This window comes from Pseudoalteromonas sp. S1610 (assembly GCF_005887465.1).
GTDB classification, from domain to species: domain Bacteria; phylum Pseudomonadota; class Gammaproteobacteria; order Enterobacterales; family Alteromonadaceae; genus Pseudoalteromonas; species Pseudoalteromonas undina.
Map to the genome: position 1 here is coordinate 223093 of NZ_PNDI01000002.1, position 16959 is coordinate 240051.

Sequence of the window (16959 nt, forward strand, 5' to 3'; positions counted from 1 at the left end):
TTGAATTGGCAGTCTTTAATTGATAACAGACAACGCTTTTTCTGGCTTTTGCAAATCGCTGGCTGGATAGGGTATGCGTTAGTTAATTACATTGGATCTAAAGTATTCGAAATGCGTGATATTTACGTATTCGTTATTTTACTTAATGCCTATGCGGGCTGTTTAATGACTGTCCCTTTGCGTTATATATATCGCAAAATTTGGAATGCCTCGCCTTGGGTCTTAATCATTGTTGTATTTAGTGCTTCGTATGTAACTGGTACGCTCTGGGCGGTGGTACAAAAGTTTAACTTGTGGGAAATTTATCGACACGGCTATCGCCCTGAAGAATGGTTCTATTATTTACAACAAGGGCTAGACTCCGTTTATATTATTTTGTGTTGGAGTGGCTTGTACTTTGGGGTTAAGTATTACCAGTTACTACAAAGTGAACGCCAAAAAGCGTTAAAAGCAACTACAATGGCGCACGAAGCGCAGTTAAAAATGCTCAGATATCAGTTAAACCCTCACTTTTTATTTAACACCCTCAATGCTATTTCCACTTTAATTTTGGTAAAAGAAAACAAAGATGCTAATTTAATGGTATCTAAGCTGAGTGACTTTTTGCGTTATACACTCAATACTGATCCAATTAAAAAAGTGCCACTAGAGCAAGAGTTACATGCATTAATGCTGTATTTAGAGATTGAACGTGTGCGCTTTGATGAACGGTTACAGGTTAATGTTGATGTGAGTGAGCAAGCTCAACAAGCATTGGTACCTAGCTTAATATTACAACCGATCATTGAAAATGCTATTAAGTACGCCATTGCTCACATGGCAGAAGGTGGCGTTATTGATATAAAAGCACAAGTATTTGCTAATGAATTATTACTTGAAGTGGGCGATAATGGCCCTGGCACTGAAATTGTAAATGGCCAGTTAGTTAATGCACAAGGCGTGGGTGTAGCAAACACCCAAGACAGATTAAAAACGCTCTACGAAAATAATTACTCGTTTGTATTATCACATAATACGCCAAGTGGATTGAAAGTTAATCTGCGAGTTCCGTTTGAGAAGGCTGTGAAGAAATGACAAGAATAAAAACGCTGATTGTTGATGATGAACCATTAGCACGTAAAGGCTTAGCCGTTAGGCTTGAAGAGTTTTCTGATATTGAAGTGATCAAACTATGTAGCTCAGGATTTGATGCGATCGAAAGTTGCAAAAACGAAAAAATTGACCTCGTATTTTTAGATATTCAAATGCCAGGCATGAATGGCTTTGAGGTAGCGCGTGCATTGAGTGAAAGTAGTAAAGACTTGCCTGCCATTGTATTTGTGACTGCGTTTGACCACTTTGCTGTTAAAGCATTTGAAATTCATGCTTTAGATTACATTTTAAAACCCGTTGATGATAACAGATTAAAACAGGCGGTAGAAAAAGTGCATACCTATTTAAAAACTCAGCAGGATAACGCCCATAAGAAAAAATTAGCCAGTTTTGTAGCTGGGATAACGGGTAATAACTGCGAAGAAATTTTAAAGAAATTAGCCACAGGTGATACCTTAACTGATCGGCGTTACCCTGAGTCACTAGCAGTAAAAGAGCAGGGCGAAATTGTTAGAGTGCCCGTTGCCACGATACAGTGGGTAGATGCGGCAGGTGATTATATGTGTTTGCATTGCCAAGACGGGCAAACGCATATATTACGTAAAACCATGAAAGAGCTTGAACAAGAATTAGATCCAAATCTATTTGTTCGTGTGCATCGCAGCGCAATTGTTAACACCAAACAAATTAGCAAGCTGGTAACTCAGGTTAGTGGTGAATATTTATTAGTGTTAGATAACGGACAAGAGCTTAAAGTAAGTAGAAGTTACCGTGATAAAGTAAAAGCAGCATTAGCTAGCTAACTTTAATAAATAGCATAAAAAAACGCGAGCAATTAGCTCGCGTTTTTTATTGTGACTTTTACGACACTGTCACTATCTTCATTGTATTGGTTGCACCAATTGTTTCCATTGCATCACCATGAGTGATAATCACGGTGTCGCCTGTTTGCAGTGAACCTGCAGCCACTAACGTGTTTAATGCATCTTTAACCATATTATCTTTTTCACATTTGGTAGAGTCAAAAAACACCGGGTAAACACCACGATATAGTGCTGTTTGCCCTAATGTACTCGGATGACGTGAAAGTGAGTAAATGGGTAAACCAGAGCTAATACGCGACATAAGTTTTGCTGTACTACCTGATTCTGTTAGGGTGATAATCGCTTTCACAGAGTCTAAGTGATTAGCTGCATACATTGCAGAGAGAGCAATTGATTCCGCATTAGAAGAGAAACGGCTATCTAAACGATGCTTAGAAACATGGGTTTCTTTTTGCGACTCAGCACCTAAACAAACACGTGCCATTGTGGCAACCGTTTCTTCTGGGTAATCACCAGCGGCTGTTTCCGCTGAGAGCATGACCGCATCGGTGCCATCAAGCACTGCGTTGGCAACATCCATAACCTCTGCACGAGTTGGCATTGGGTTATCGATCATCGATTCCATCATTTGTGTGGCTGTTACAACAGTACGATTAAGCGAGCGTGCGCGACGAATAATGAGTTTTTGTTTGCCCATTAAAGCTGCGTCACCAATCTCAACACCTAAATCACCACGAGCAACCATCACAGCGTCAGACGCTAAAATAATATCATCTACTGCTTCTTGCGTTTCTACTGCTTCAGCACGTTCAATTTTAGCCAAAAGCTGAGCATTAGAGCCTGCAGCTTCTGCAAGTGAACGTACATAACGCATATCATCGCCACTACGTGGGAATGAAACGGCAATATAATCAACATTAATTTCAGCCGCAGTGATTAAGTCTTCTTTGTCTTTGTCGGTAAACGCGGGTGCAGTTAAACCACCACCCAAACGATTAATCCCTTTATTGTTCGAGAGCACCCCACCCACAGTAACCACAGTGTGCACTAAATGACCTTCAACATGTTCTACAGTAAGCTGAATTAAGCCATCGTTTAAAAGGAGTAAATCACCAGGAGCTACATCTTGTGGTAGCTCTTTATAATCGATACCAACGGCGTTAATATCGCCTTCACCTTTTTCCATTTTTGCATCAAGGATGAATTTTGCACCGACCGCTAAAGTTACTTTACCTTCTTTAAAGGTTGAAACACGGATTTTAGGACCTTGTAGGTCAGCAAGAATTGCAACGTGCTTACCCAGTTTAGCGGCTATATCTCTAACAGCTTGTGCACGGTCTTTGTGATCTTGTGCAACACCGTGTGAGAAGTTTAATCGAACGACATTAGCGCCTGCGCGAATAATTTTTTCTAAGTTATTATCTCTGTCTGTTGCAGGTCCAAGTGTCGCGACTATTTTTGTACGTCTTAACATTAAATTCTCCTGTGCGCTTATTTTAAGCAAGTTGACGGTTATTTTGTTTTAGTGACTACTTAATAAATCTTCAAAGAAGATTTCAGGTTAAATAGTAATTTTTAGTTTTATGCAATTTTTATAACATTGCGACTATTATATACAAAATGAATATGTCATCATTATGACACCGGTGTCACAGGGCGTCAATGATCTAAAAATTTAAATAGCAGCGCTATTTCTTCCCCTGTGAGGGCGGTTGTTTGATATAATTGCAGTGTTTATTTTAACTGTAATAAATGCATGTAGCTTTGCTCATGGTTAAGGCCTGAGTATAATGCACGCGGTATTATTTTAATTTACTAACCAAATAGTTGTTACCGAGGAGGGCACTAAATGCAAGTTGCATTAGTAGGGTTAGGCGTTATGGGGAAAAATCTTGCCCTGAACTTGATTGAAAAAGGGATAACGCTGGTCGCTTATGACAAAAACCCAAATGCGGGTGAAGAATTATTAAGCTGTGCTAAGTCACAAGGTATGGCTGACAAACTTCACATTGTCTCTGATCTAGGGGATATGGTTAGGCGTTTAGAAACACCGCGTTCTATTTTATTACTTGTACCTGCGGGTGAGTTGGTTGATGCGGTTTGCAATGAGCTGATTGAAGCGGGTGTTCAATGTAGTGATATTATTGTTGACTGCGGTAACAGTAATTACAAAGACGGAATTAATCGCAAGCTAAAATACCAAGACAAGTTTGAGTTTGCCACCATGGGTATTTCAGGTGGTGCTGAGGGTGCGCGTCATGGGCCAGCTATGATGGCAAGTGGTTCTGAAGGTGGCTGGGAGCGTGTCGAGCCATGGTTTACAAAAGTTGCTGCAAGCTACAAAGGCGAGTCGTGTTTTGCTCGCGTTGGTCAATCAGCCAGCGGTCATTTTGTAAAAATGGTTCACAATGGAATTGAATACGCACTGATGCAACTTATTGCTGAAGTGTATCAGTTACTTCGTCATGGAACTAAGCGCTCGCCAAAAGAAATTGCTGAGATATTTAATGAATGGTCACAAGGCCAGTTAAATAGCTATTTATTGTCAATTTCTAGCCATATTTTGTCACTTGAAAATTCGCAAAATGTGCCCCTTGTTGACTTAATTGATAACAAAGTAGGCGCAAAAGGCACTGGTTTATGGACAGCTCAAAATGCACTTGAATTGGGTATTGCGGTACCGTCATTAGTAGCTGCTGTTCAAGCACGCCATTTAACTAATGCATGCAATACCACTGCTGCACAAGAGATGACGTATAGCGCGCAAAATACCACGCAAGTTGATGTTGATTTAGATGAATTGAAAGATGCATTTACTCTTGCAAGTTTACTAGCGTATCGTCAAGGACTTGCACTAATTAAAGGTGCTTCACGTACCCATCAGTGGAAAGTTGATTTAGCTAAAACACTACAAACCTGGCGTGCAGGGTGTATTATTCGTGCAGATTACTTAGACAGTGTTGCGCAAGGTGTTGAGTTTATTGATACTCTTGAAAAAGAGTCACTCGCAATGCGTAAAGTAACGGGCCAAGCGGTCATGACGGGTCTGGCATTCCCTGTGCTAAGTGCAACACAAACCTACTTAGCAACGTTAACAACACCAAGTAATGGGCATTTAGTACAAGCCCAGCGTGATTACTTTGGTGAGCATGGCATTAAGACCCACAGTGGGGAAACGTGTCATTTAACTGACTTAGTTGATATTGACACAAAAGTTCGTTAATAAAATCTAAGTAAATAAAAAGGACGCTAAATAGCGTCCTTTTTTGTTATTCGTTTAGCTGAACACCTAACGAGTTAACTCACCCCGCAAATTATCTTGCATTAAATGGCGAATCGTTTCGACCTCTAAGTTTTGACTAAAAAGATAATGCAGTTTAGTTAAACAGGCTTCTAAGGTCATATCAAAACCACTGATCACGCCTATATTGAGTAGCGCATTTCCAGTGGCATATCCGCCCATATTCACTTGCCCTTTTAGGCATTGAGTGAGGTTTGTGATAATAACGCCGCGCTTACTCGCTTCATCAAGTATATCCAAAAACTCAGGGTCTTGCGGTGCATTACCCACACCAAAGCTCAGCAGTACCAATGCTTTAATGTTGCCATTAACTAAGCTTTTAACCACTTCTTTGCTGATCCCAGGGTATAAATACAATACACCAATGGCTTGAGGAGTGATCTGCGCAACTTGTAATTCATTTTCTACATACGGACTTAACTGACCTTTGATCAGTTGAATATTAATGCCAGACAGCGCTAATGGCTCTAGGTTAGGGGAGGCGAATGCATCAAATCCATCGGCATGTGCTTTGGTTGCACGGTTGCCTCTAAATAATTGATTATTAAAAAACAAACTGACTTCTGCTATCGGGTAGTTAGCTGCTAAATACATGGCATTAAGTAGGTTAACTTGACCATCTGAGCGTAATTGAGAGAGCGGAATTTGTGAGCCGGTCACGATAATAGGCTTTGTTAAGTTTTCAAACATAAACGATAAAGCCGATGCCGTATAGGCCATGGTATCTGTACCATGCAGCACTACAAAGCCGTCGTAATCTTGGTACTTACTTTTTATGTCATCAGCAATAAGTTGCCAGTGGGCAGGAGACATATCTGAAGAGTCAATCAGTGGGCAGTATTCATGAATATCGAATAATGGCATTTCTTCACGATTAAATTCTGCGTTATTAAAGACAGTTTCGGTTAAAAAACCTTCGGCAGGAATATAGCCGCGGATTGATTTTTTCATTCCTATAGTACCGCCAGTATAAGCGATGTAAATGCGTTTACGTTTCATAAAAAAAGCCCAGTAAAAAAACTGGGCTTAGTATAACGCTAAGTGCTAATCAATACAGCCTGTTAGGGCATTATTGTGCAACTGTACATTCTAAACAGCGCGCGTAAACACCTTGTGGATCGTTATAATCTTTCAGGTTTTCTACTTCGCTGCTTAATTGCTTAATCACGCTTTGCAGGTTAGCTTGACTAGCTAGTACTGCTGATTTTTGTGTTTCAAGTCCAAGCACTGATTTAACCGCGGCGCTACCAAAAATATCTTGGAGCATTTGTTCTTGAGGGCTAAGTGATTGTTTAATTGTTTTAACTTCATAGAAGTTAAGTTTAGCAAGCTCTGCAGCCGCTTTGATAGCGTCTTGCTTGTTACCCAGCTTGTCAACTAAACCAAGCTCTTGAGCTTGCGATGCAATCCAAACGCGGCCTTGGGCAATTTTATCAACTTGCTCAGGGGTCATATTACGTGCATCGGCAACGACATTTAAAAAACGTTCATAAGCTTCTTCAACACTCATTTGAATCACTTGTGCCATTTTTTCATTTAGTGGACGAGTTATTGAAAAACCGGCCATTTCTGTAGTCGCTACACCATCAGAGTAAACACCGATTTTAGCTAAGGTATCTTCAAAAGTCATAAAGGTACCAAATACACCGATTGAGCCGGTAATCGTACTAGGTGCTGCCCAAATTTCATTTGCCGCTGATGCAATCCAATAACCACCTGATGCAGCGACTGAGCTCATTGAAGCAATGACTGGTTTGCCTGCGGCCTTAAGTGCCAATACTTCAGCACGAATAACTTCAGAGGCAAACATGCTGCCACCGCCAGAATCAATACGTAACACGACTGCTTTTACTTTATCGTCAAGGCGTGCCTTGCGTAATAGTGCAGCTGTTGAATCACCGCCAATCTCACCGGCACGACGCTCACCGTCTACGATGGTACCTTTAGCTACAACCACAGCGACTTTTTCTGTCATTGGGTTATCAAACTCAATTGGCGGCTTAACTAAGCTTAAGTATTCACCAAAAGACACTTGTTTAAATGTTTTACCATCTTCCTCAGCGCCAACTAGATCAATTAATTGTTGACGAATTTGTTGATTAGTTTTGAGAGAATCAACCCATTTATTATCCAGCGCGTATTTACCCGCATCACCATTGGCTGCCTGCATTTTGGCTAAATAAGTATCCATTTTTTCATCAAAATTTGATTCGTCAAATGGACGCACCGCACTTACATCTTGCTTATATTCGTTCCATAAAGCACCTAACCATACGCGGTTTGCTTCTTTAGCAGCTTCTGACATATCGTTTCTGATAAACGGTTCAACGGCAGATTTGAAGGTACCTACACGAAATATATGCTGAGTGACTTCTAATTTTTCTAATGCATCTTTGAAGTAAAGCGGGTACATACCGTAGCCTTCAATAAGCACACTCCCGTAAGGGTGCATCGCAATTTCGTCTGCATGCGCGGCAATGTAATATTGCGCTTGGGTATAGTAATAGCCTGAGGCAATTACTTTTTTTCCAGTTGCTTTAAATGTATCAAGTGCTTTTGTAATTTGCTTAAGCTTATTTAAGTGCGCTTTTGGCATTTCTTGTAAATCAAGCAAAATTGCGCTGATACGAGAGTCTTGTGACGCCTCATTGATTACTTCAATGACATCATCAAGCAGTATTTCAGTAGGCGTATCAGCGCTTGCTGTTGCATCATTAATGGCCGCTTCTATAGGGTCTACGTAGGTTTTTTCTTCCACAATAGGACCGTTTAGGTTGAGCCTGAGGACAGAACCCTCTTCGACAATGATTTTATCGCCGTCACTTGATACTGAGACAATGAAAATGATAACCAAAAATAAAAATAATAAATTTAGTACTAAACGACGCGAGAAGTTAATCCCTGTCCATATACCTTTAAATACCTTCGCTATCAAAATAGCTCCTTAAATTCGTACAGCTAAAACGTTATTGCCATAGTAGCTTAGAATATAAATTAATTTAACTGCTAAATCGTAACGAAACATTTATAAATTCAATTACACTTATGATTATACGAATGTTTATGTCACTTTTAGCCGTATTTTACAATTAACAGTTATACATAAAACAAGATTATTTAGGGTGTTTTAAATTAAAAAGTTTAAGTTTAAGCTGCTCGTATATTGCTTATTCTGCGTCATTAAAGCAGAATTGAACAAACACACAGGTTAGACCAGTTATTGGGGCACAGGATGTTAGAACAAAAACTAGAACTAAAACACACACAACTACGCAACCGTTTAGTAATGGGATCAATGCATACCGGCCTTGAAGAAGGTTGGCACAATCGTAAACGCCTTCGTGCCTTTTATGAAGCACGTGCCAAAGGTGGCACTGCGATGCTTATTACCGGAGGCTACAGCCCTAACTTACGCGGTAAGTTAACGCCTATTTCTTCATCATTTAATAGTTATTACGATGTATTTAAGCATCGTGCATATACGCAAGCTGTTCATCAACACGGTGGTAAAATATGTTTGCAATTATTACATGCTGGGCGTTATGCGTATCACCCTTTTAATCAGGCACCAAGTGCTATAAAAGCTCCGATTAATCCATATAAACCAAAGGAAATGTCTTTAAGTTCAATTAAGAAAACGATTAAAGATTTTGCTCACTCGGCTTATTTGGCTGAAAAGGCTGGTTACGATGGCGTGGAAGTAATGGGCTCAGAAGGTTATTTGATTAATGAGTTTATGGCACCGCATACTAATAAACGAAACGACGAATTTGGCGGCAGCCTTGAAAACAGAATGCGTTTAGCCGTTGAAATTGTAAAAGCAGTAAGAGCAAAAGTATCGGATAAATTTTTAATTATTTTTAGACTCTCCGTTATAGATTTAATCCCTAATGGTTCAACCCCTGATGAAGTAACTCAACAAGCGGTTGCACTTGAAAAAGCGGGTGTTGATATTTTTAATACCGGAATTGGTTGGCATGAAGCGCGCGTACCTACAATTGCGAGTATGGTGCCACCGGGTGCATTTAAAGAAGCGTCAAGGCGTTTAAAAGATGTTATTAGCGTGCCTGTTATTGCGGTAAACCGCATTAATACCCCAGAGATTGCTAATGATATTTTAAATGCTGGCGAAGCTGATTTAATTTCTATGGCGCGTCCATTATTAGCTGATCCTGAATTTTTTAATAAATACGCGGCTAAGCAATCTGAGCATATTAATATTTGTATCGGTTGTAATCAGGGTTGTTTAGATCATGTATTTAAAGGTAAGCGTGCTACCTGTTTAGTAAATCCACAAGCAGGTTTCGAGCTTGATTACCCGTTAGAAAAAGCAGAGAAAGCTAAAAATGTATTAGTTGTTGGCGCAGGGCCTGCAGGTTTATCGTCTAGCTGTTACTTAGCGCAAAAAGGGCACAATGTAACCCTGATTGACCAAAAGCAACATATGGGTGGGCAATTCAATTTAGCGATGCAAATACCTGGTAAAGAAGACTTCAATCATACATTAGCTTACTTTAGTAATGAACTTAAGCGTCTAAATGTAACCATTGAATTAGGTAAAGCATTTAGTGACAGTATGCTAGCTGAGTTTGATGATGTCGTATTTGCAACTGGTGTAAGACCACGTGAAGCTACGATTAAATGCAGCGATGATAAGCGTGTATTTGCTTACGATGAAGTTATACGCGGTGAAGTAGAGCTGGGTAATTCTATTGCTATATTAGGCGCAGGCGGTATTGGTTTTGATATGGTGGCATTTTTAAGTGAACACAAATCACAAAGCATCAGCGACTTTAAAACCCAATGGGGCATAGAGTGTGAACCTCAGCCGCATAAAGATGAACGTCAACTCTATATGCTAAAACGCAGTGCAGGGCGCTTTGGTGGTGACTTAGGTAAAACTACTGGTTGGATCCATCGGCAAGTTGCCAAACAGCATGGTGTTAAACAAATTTCAGATTGCCAATACCATAGTTTTGATAAAAACGGCCTAACCATTAGTGTTGCTGGTGAAACTCAAGTACTGCCAGTCGATACGGTTATTGCCTGTATTGGTCAAGTGTCTAACGACGAGTTATTTAAGGCACAAGCAGAGAACGCCAAAGTACATGTTATTGGTGGCGCTAAACTCGCTGCTGCTATTGATGCTAAACGCGCAATATTTGAAGCGTTACAAGTAGCAAGGCAAATTTAATCTTTAAGGGCGAAATAATTTAGCTCTGTGCGCGGTCATGTTTGTTTATAGTCTATAACTTAATAAACAATGAACATACAAGAGTGCGCATGGTTAAATTAATTACACTTTACGACAATATTATAGGTAAATTATCTTTATTGGATGGTTTGCCTGCTTTGCTTTTTCGCTTGATTTTAGCGCCTGTAATGATTATTGCAGGCTATAACAAACTCGCAATAAGTGGCGATACTAATGGTTTTTTTAACCAGTTTTTAGCCTCTGATGATGTCGTTCAGTGGTTTGGCAATAGTGACTGGGGATTAGGATTACCGTTTCCTGATTTGCTGGCTTTTTTAGCCGGTTGGAGTGAGTTTTTAGGAGGTTGGTTTTTACTTATTGGTTTATTTACGCGCTTAGTGAGTATTCCACTAATGTTTACAATGGTGGTAGCAGCAACAACAGTACACTGGCATAACGGCTGGTTTGCTATAGCGCCAACAAATCCACAAACAAGTGCCGCCCAAGTACTTGATTGGCTATCAGTTCCTGGTGCCAAAGAAAGCCTTGAAAATTCAAAAGAAGTACAAGTCCGCATAGGTAAAATTCGCAGCTTAGTTGAAGAATATGGCTTTGAAGATTACCTATACGAAAAAGGTAAACCATCAATACTAAATAACGGCATCGAATTTTCTGCTATTTATTTTGCCATGTTACTTAGCTTATTCTTTACGGGAGGTGGGCGTTTTATAAGCCTAGATTATTGGTTTAAACGCGGTGCCTACATCAATAGTTACTAGGATATAAACACTCGCTTCATTAATTTTATCTGCTTAGTAGTTTTAACCCTGCAGTGTTTATTTTTTACTTATAAATGTTACTCTTACGTTTTGAATTTTGAGAGCACACTATGGATGCTATTGAGCTTTTACTCACTCGCCAATCTGATGCAAAATTGACAGCGCCAGGGCCTAATGAAGAGCAGTTAAACATTATTCAGCAGGCTGGGTTGAGAGTGCCCGATCATGGCTGTATTGCACCGTGGCAATATATTATTGTTCAAGGTGATGCGCGTCATAAGTTAGGTGAAATTTATTATCAAAGCGCTATAGCAGAGCAGCAGGCTGAAAAAGTAATTAATCGCGCTAAGGAGTTACCGTTTAGAGCACCCATGATTATTATTGCGATTGCAAAATATCAACCACACCCAAAAGTTCCTAGAATTGAACAAGTACAAAGCGCAGGTTGTGGCGTATTGGCAATGCAACAAGCCGCATTCGCTCAGGGGTTAGGCGGTATTTGGCGTACGGGTTACTTTGCACAAAGCCCCAGTGTTAAACAGGCGCTTAACTTAAATGATGATGATGAAATAGTCGGTTATTTATATTTAGGGACGCCGGCAATTGAATGCAAAAAGTCACCAAGGCACAAACCAGAAAATTATTTTAGTTTTTTGTAGAAATAGTATGAACTTTTTATATTCAATATAGTCATAATTCATTAAGTTAATCGTGTTACACTACTGCGGTTAATATTGTAGCTGCGAGAAGCGCACGGAAGCACTAAACGTAATAAATCTTCTTCAGTTTGTTTTTTAATCGGTTGTTTTTTGGTAATGTATGGAAAGTCTTACCAATAATAACGATAAAGAAGACGAAAATGATGGGAAATTTATTTTTACGTGAAAAAGAAAACTGGTTTGCTTGGTCAATCTGGGGTGTAGTTGGCGCGCTTGCGACATTTTATGTTGCAATGAGCACTCAAGCTGAGCATTTTATTGCTGCTTCAGCAATAGGGGTGCTGGTATTGCTAACTTGGTGGATGCAACAATCGAAACGGTTTGATTTTGGCAGAGCCTTTAAAATATGTTGTTATGTTTTACTGTTCACTGTACTGCCTTCATTTGTATTGGTTGTGATCCCGAGCGATGACCTTAATCGCTTCGATTTAATATTTCAAAGTATTGCATTTTTAACAGCCAGCTTATTGGTCTGTTTAGTGTGCTCTTGGATTGCTCGTAGGCCTAAGCAATATTACTAATAATGGCTAATTGATAACTAAAGCGGTTTATATTTAACTATTTAGCCGGTTTTATTAAAATAGGGCTTTACAAGCTAAGCGTATGATCTTATTATGCGCGCCGTACGGAGAGATGGCAGAGTGGTCGAATGCACCGGTCTTGAAAACCGGCAGGGGTTTATAGCCCCTCTAGGGTTCAAATCCCTATCTCTCCACCATTATTTAAAAAACCGCCTTATTGGCGGTTTTTTGCTATCTGGAGCTTTATAATGTCACAGTCCCCGGAATTATCCTTTTCTAAACGTTTACTTAAGCACATTCTTCTATGGACTGTGTTTGGTTATTGTTACCAAAGCGCCATATCGTTATTACAAAAAATGGCTATTGATGCATATCCAGACGACGCACTAATAATGACCTTATTATATGGCATCGGGTTTAATATTTTATCGGGGCATTTAATTACAAAATACGATAATTATTGGCCTGTATGGGGCGCGTTTTATATTGGCACTATCGGTTTAGTAGCTGTGCCTCTTTTACTGGTCGGTGTGGCTGGATTATTGTCGATGAGCTTACTTGTTGGAATTTTGCTCAGTTTGCCTGTGTGTACCTTTGCTATTGGTTTAATTAAAGAAAAACTCAATAAAAACTAGCCCCAAAGACCTTTTATTTTGTGATAGCATATACGGGTCTTTTAACTAACAAAACGTGAATAACACATTATGTCAGATAATTTTACTACAGATGCTGAAAAAGCAAGTTACGGTATTGGCTTACAAATGGGTGAGCAACTTAAGGCTAATCCTTTTGAAGGTTTAAACTTAAATTCAGTATTTGAAGGCATGAAAGATGCGTATGCAGGCAGTGCTTTTCAAGTTGAGATCCCTGAGATCCAAGCTGCATTTGAAAAAATTAACGAAGAGATCCAAGCTCGTCGTGAAGAAGAAGCTAAAGTACTCGCTGCTGAAGGCATTGCATTTTTAGAAGAAAACGCAAAACGTCCTGAAATTACAGTAACTGAGTCAGGTCTTCAGTACGAAGTACTTGCAACAGGTGAAGGCGAGAAGCCAACTGCTGAGTCTACAGTACGTGTTGATTACCACGGTACTTTAGTAAACGGTACTGTTTTTGACAGCTCATACGAGCGCGGTCAACCTGCTGAATTCCCAGTGGGCGGCGTGATCAAAGGTTGGACTGAAGCATTACAAATGATGCCAGTAGGTACTAAGTGGCGCTTATACGTTCCTCATGAGCTTGCTTATGGTGAACGTGGTGCCGGTGCAGCAATCGCACCTTACTCAACACTTGTATTCGACGTTGAGTTACACGCAATTCTTTAATTAGAACGTACATAACATTTTAGTTATGAAAAAACCGCATTCATTAATATGAATGCGGTTTTTTATTGTCTCATTAAACTGATCTTTGTTTAAAAGTAGCCTCTTACTCCAAATTGGAAGTTACGCCCAGGAAGTGGCGCGGTGTCTTTAATAAACGAGCTGTGTACAAAACCAAGTTCATCAGTAATGTTATCAACACTTAGGTAAAGCTGTGTGTCAACGGCACCTAAATCAAGCTGATAATTGGCTTGTAAATCAATCAATGTATAGCCATCTGTTGCTGTTTCGTATGCACTAATATCATTTTGCTCAAAATAATGTGTTCCTGTTAAGGTAAATTGTGCGCTACCTAGGGTGTATTGCAGTTCTGAACCCAATTTATTAGCAGGAATGCGTGGTAAATTTCCTTCATTATCTTTTAGTTTGGCGCGAGTAGAATCACCAAATACTTTTACCATGGCGCTGGGGTTTATTTGATAGTGTACATCAAATTCGAAACCATACAGCTCAGCATCTTTACTTGTGAACTGATAAACATCAATTGCGTCACTATGACCAATGGCAGCAGGTTCAAAACCATCCATTTCATCAAACACTAATCCTGTGTTTTGCTGATAATAAAAGTTTTTAATGTCGTTATAGAAGAAGTTGACAGTGTAACCAAAGTCTCCACTAAAGCGACGTAAACTAATATCTAGATTAGTTGATGTTTCTTGTTTAATTTCTTCAGGCTCAAAATGCGCTTCGTTACCTTCAATATGGTAACCCAAACCAAGTTCATAAGTCCCGGTAGCAATATGCACACCATTAGAGAGTAGCTCCGCTGAAAGTGGTGCACGCTCTGAATGTGACAAACTAACGGCTAGGTTGTGACTTGGCATATACTCCCAAATCGCACCTGCTGAGGCACTTAGATTAGTAAAGCTTTGGGTGTAGTTAACAGTTTCATCTGCTGATACAGGTTCGTCATGATGGCTGTGCTGATGCGTATCTACATCACTTTTTATCTCATAATCTTCTAAACGGGCGCCAAGTTCTACGGTGACGTCACCAAACTTGCGTTCTTCAAGTAAATATAGCGCATGAGTGGTAGTGATACTTGCAGGTGTAAAGGCTTCTTCGCCAATCGCGTCATAATCAGACTCACTATAGTGATAGCCAATCATGCCATGCCATTGGCCTAATTGATGCTCTACGTTTAAACGTGCTTCAGTGGTTTCATTACTAAAAGTGGTGCCAATAGCGCCGTCTTCAATTTCACTATGGGTATAGTCTGTGTAACCAACACGTAGGTTAATAGACTCAATCCAGTTATCATGAAATGCATAACTTACCAGCCCCTGCCAACGGTCTTGTTCTAAATGAGCATAAACGGGTGTTTCTGCATGTTCTTCACCTTCGTGTTCTTCATGCTCGCCTGCTTCTTTATGTGCATGATCGTGTTCATGATGAGCATGTGAATGGCCAGGAATACCATAGTCTGTTTCGATATTACCGTATGAAAATCCAACGGTTAAATGCTCACCCACATAGCTAGTACCAAAATTAACTGTTTCACTGTCTATAAAGGTATTTTCAACTGAAGTAGCTGTTTCTTCATCGCCTTCAACATGTACTTCATCTTCTTCATGTTCATCCGGTAAATTAAAACGAGGTGTTTGGTAATCATCACCGCTGCGTTTAGTACCATCAAAATGGAAATTAAAGTTATCGCTGCCAGTTTCTAGTTTTGCTGCGAAGGTATTCGCATTTGAAACTGTATCGTGTGTGTATTGTGCTGCCCCAGATAAAGAGTCAATGTTATTGGTTGGAATACGGTTATCAACCACATTCACTACACCGCCAATAGCACCAGAGCCATAAAGTAAGGTGCTTGGGCCACGTAACACTTCAATTTGCTCTGCCGCTAGGCTGTCACTTGATGTAGCGTGATCAGGTCCAATGCGAGACGCATCGCTGCTATCCAAACCATTTTGAGTAATTTTAACTCGAGGACCACCTAGGCCGCGGATAATCGGACTTGATGAAACAGGGCCAAAATAACTAGCATTAACGCCGGGTATGCCTTTAAGTGTCTCACCTAGCGTCGGCTTAGCTTTATTTTTAAGCTCATCGCCTGATAGCACACTTACTGGTGAAATCATTTCTAAGCTATTTTTATGCAGGGCTGAGGCATATACAACAACAGTTTCAACCGAAGTTGGCTTTAAAGTAACATTAATAGTGTTGTCTGTATTTTCAAGCGATATACGAGAATCTAGGTAGTTATCTTTACTGATATGTAATTGACTTTTAGCATCTATGTCGATGCTAAACTGGCCCTGTGCATTACTTTGCACGCTTTTTGACTTACCATGAACATGAATCGTGGCATTGGCAATGGGTTGCTTTTTTGTATCTGTTACCGTGCCGTTAATCGTCGCTGCAAGTGCAGAGTGAGAACACAAAACAGACAGTAGTGCTGAGGATATGAGTGTTAGCTTAGTCATAGTTACTTCAATTCGTGGTTGTTATGTTGTGATATAATATAACACTACAAAATTATGCTATCAACGATGTTATACTATAACTTTAAAATTTGCGTTGAATAACACAAGAGAGCGATAAATTTAATTTAGCACGGCATTATTACAGTTAAATTTAGGATCGGCTGTCTATCATCAGTATGTCTAACTTTTTTTGTGCTCTAAAATGATTTTGCTTATCGACTGGTTCAAGCATTTCACATTCATCGTTTATCATTTCTGAAATTAAGCTTGGATAATGCCGGCAATCTTGGGGTCGGTCATGATAAATACTGCAAGTATATTTATCTTTTTCTTCAGGAGATGCTTTATTGGCAAGCTCTAAAAATGGGCATTGCGTTAATTGCTCACCCGTTGCTGGGTCAAACCATAATTTCTCGTTTTTAACGTATTGAAATATCTCAGGGTTGAATAACGCCCACATTTGAATTTCATCCTGATTAGTATCTAAATCTGCCGCACCGTATTTTGTGCAGCACTTACCGCATTGATTGCAATTTTGCATAGGGTAGATATTAACTGTTGCTTTTTATAGTAGGCATTAAGTGTAGCACCCTAATATCCACGTCAATAAACTAAACAGCGTTTATTGTTGCTTATAATACTTTTGTAACAACGCGGCGCTTAATAATAATGTACTATTAAGACATATGTTTCGGATACAGCGCTGTAAAAAATTAAA

General features: G+C 39.7%; 14 protein-coding genes and 1 tRNA gene. 10 read left to right on the forward strand and 5 right to left on the reverse strand.

What is annotated here, in order from left to right; genetic code table 11:
- Positions 1-1074, forward strand: coding sequence for a sensor histidine kinase (locus tag CWB77_RS02090; protein WP_054200860.1), 1074 nt, complete (start codon positions 1-3; stop codon positions 1072-1074).
- The gene (locus CWB77_RS02095; protein WP_010389898.1) at positions 1071-1895 is read left to right on the forward strand and encodes a LytR/AlgR family response regulator transcription factor; all 825 of its coding nucleotides are present in this window, start codon (positions 1071-1073) and stop codon (positions 1893-1895) included. The genes CWB77_RS02090 and CWB77_RS02095 overlap by 4 nt, the downstream gene beginning before the upstream one ends.
- Before the next feature lie 58 nt (positions 1896-1953).
- On the opposite strand, the gene pyk is transcribed toward CWB77_RS02095, so the two are convergent.
- On the reverse strand, positions 1954-3390 hold the full coding sequence (gene pyk / locus CWB77_RS02100) for a pyruvate kinase (protein ID WP_109874685.1): 1437 nt from the start codon (positions 3388-3390) through the stop codon (positions 1954-1956).
- Positions 3391-3765: 375 nt separating this feature from the next.
- Between pyk and gnd the strand changes: the two genes are divergently transcribed.
- The gene (gnd, locus tag CWB77_RS02105) at positions 3766-5139 is read left to right on the forward strand and encodes an NADP-dependent phosphogluconate dehydrogenase (protein WP_138621117.1); all 1374 of its coding nucleotides are present in this window, start codon (positions 3766-3768) and stop codon (positions 5137-5139) included.
- 66 nt (positions 5140-5205) lie between these two features.
- Here the strand turns inward: gnd and ansA are convergent, their stop codons facing one another.
- Positions 5206-6216: an asparaginase gene (ansA, locus tag CWB77_RS02110; RefSeq protein ID WP_138621119.1), complete on the reverse strand. Its 1011-nt coding sequence runs from the start codon at positions 6214-6216 to the stop codon at positions 5206-5208.
- A 70-nt stretch (positions 6217-6286) separates the two neighbouring features.
- On the reverse strand, positions 6287-8152 hold the full coding sequence (gene sppA / locus CWB77_RS02115) for a signal peptide peptidase SppA (protein ID WP_138569608.1): 1866 nt from the start codon (positions 8150-8152) through the stop codon (positions 6287-6289).
- A gap of 297 nt (positions 8153-8449) precedes the next feature.
- On the opposite strand from sppA, the gene CWB77_RS02120 reads away from it, so the two are divergent.
- From CWB77_RS02120 to bamJ, 7 genes are all read left to right on the forward strand, one after another.
- The gene (locus CWB77_RS02120; RefSeq protein WP_138621121.1) at positions 8450-10411 is read left to right on the forward strand and encodes an oxidoreductase; all 1962 of its coding nucleotides are present in this window, start codon (positions 8450-8452) and stop codon (positions 10409-10411) included.
- 89 nt (positions 10412-10500) lie between these two features.
- A complete protein-coding gene (locus CWB77_RS02125) occupies positions 10501-11190 on the forward strand; it encodes an HvfX family Cu-binding RiPP maturation protein (protein WP_138621123.1) in 690 nt (229 codons plus the stop codon).
- 110 nt (positions 11191-11300) lie between these two features.
- Positions 11301-11849, forward strand: a complete 549-nt coding sequence (locus CWB77_RS02130; protein WP_138621125.1) for an NAD(P)H nitroreductase — start codon at positions 11301-11303, stop codon at positions 11847-11849.
- Positions 11850-12052: 203 nt separating this feature from the next.
- On the forward strand, positions 12053-12430 hold the full coding sequence (locus tag CWB77_RS02135; RefSeq protein ID WP_041709037.1) for a hypothetical protein: 378 nt from the start codon (positions 12053-12055) through the stop codon (positions 12428-12430).
- A 106-nt stretch (positions 12431-12536) separates the two neighbouring features.
- A tRNA-Ser gene (locus CWB77_RS02140) sits at positions 12537-12627 on the forward strand.
- A gap of 114 nt (positions 12628-12741) precedes the next feature.
- The gene (locus CWB77_RS02145; protein ID WP_138608560.1) at positions 12742-13065 is read left to right on the forward strand and encodes a hypothetical protein; all 324 of its coding nucleotides are present in this window, start codon (positions 12742-12744) and stop codon (positions 13063-13065) included.
- A 69-nt stretch (positions 13066-13134) separates the two neighbouring features.
- A complete protein-coding gene (gene bamJ / locus CWB77_RS02150) occupies positions 13135-13752 on the forward strand; it encodes a BamJ family beta-barrel-assembly machinery protein (protein ID WP_008112467.1) in 618 nt (205 codons plus the stop codon).
- A gap of 89 nt (positions 13753-13841) precedes the next feature.
- On the opposite strand, the gene CWB77_RS02155 is transcribed toward bamJ, so the two are convergent.
- Positions 13842-16241 (reverse strand): TonB-dependent receptor, encoded by a 2400-nt coding sequence (locus tag CWB77_RS02155; RefSeq protein WP_138621127.1) that lies wholly within the window; start codon positions 16239-16241, stop codon positions 13842-13844.
- 151 nt (positions 16242-16392) lie between these two features.
- Entirely contained in the window at positions 16393-16782 is a 390-nt protein-coding gene (locus CWB77_RS02160; RefSeq protein WP_138621129.1) for a YkgJ family cysteine cluster protein, read from the reverse strand.
- Positions 16783-16959 lie beyond the last annotated feature (177 nt).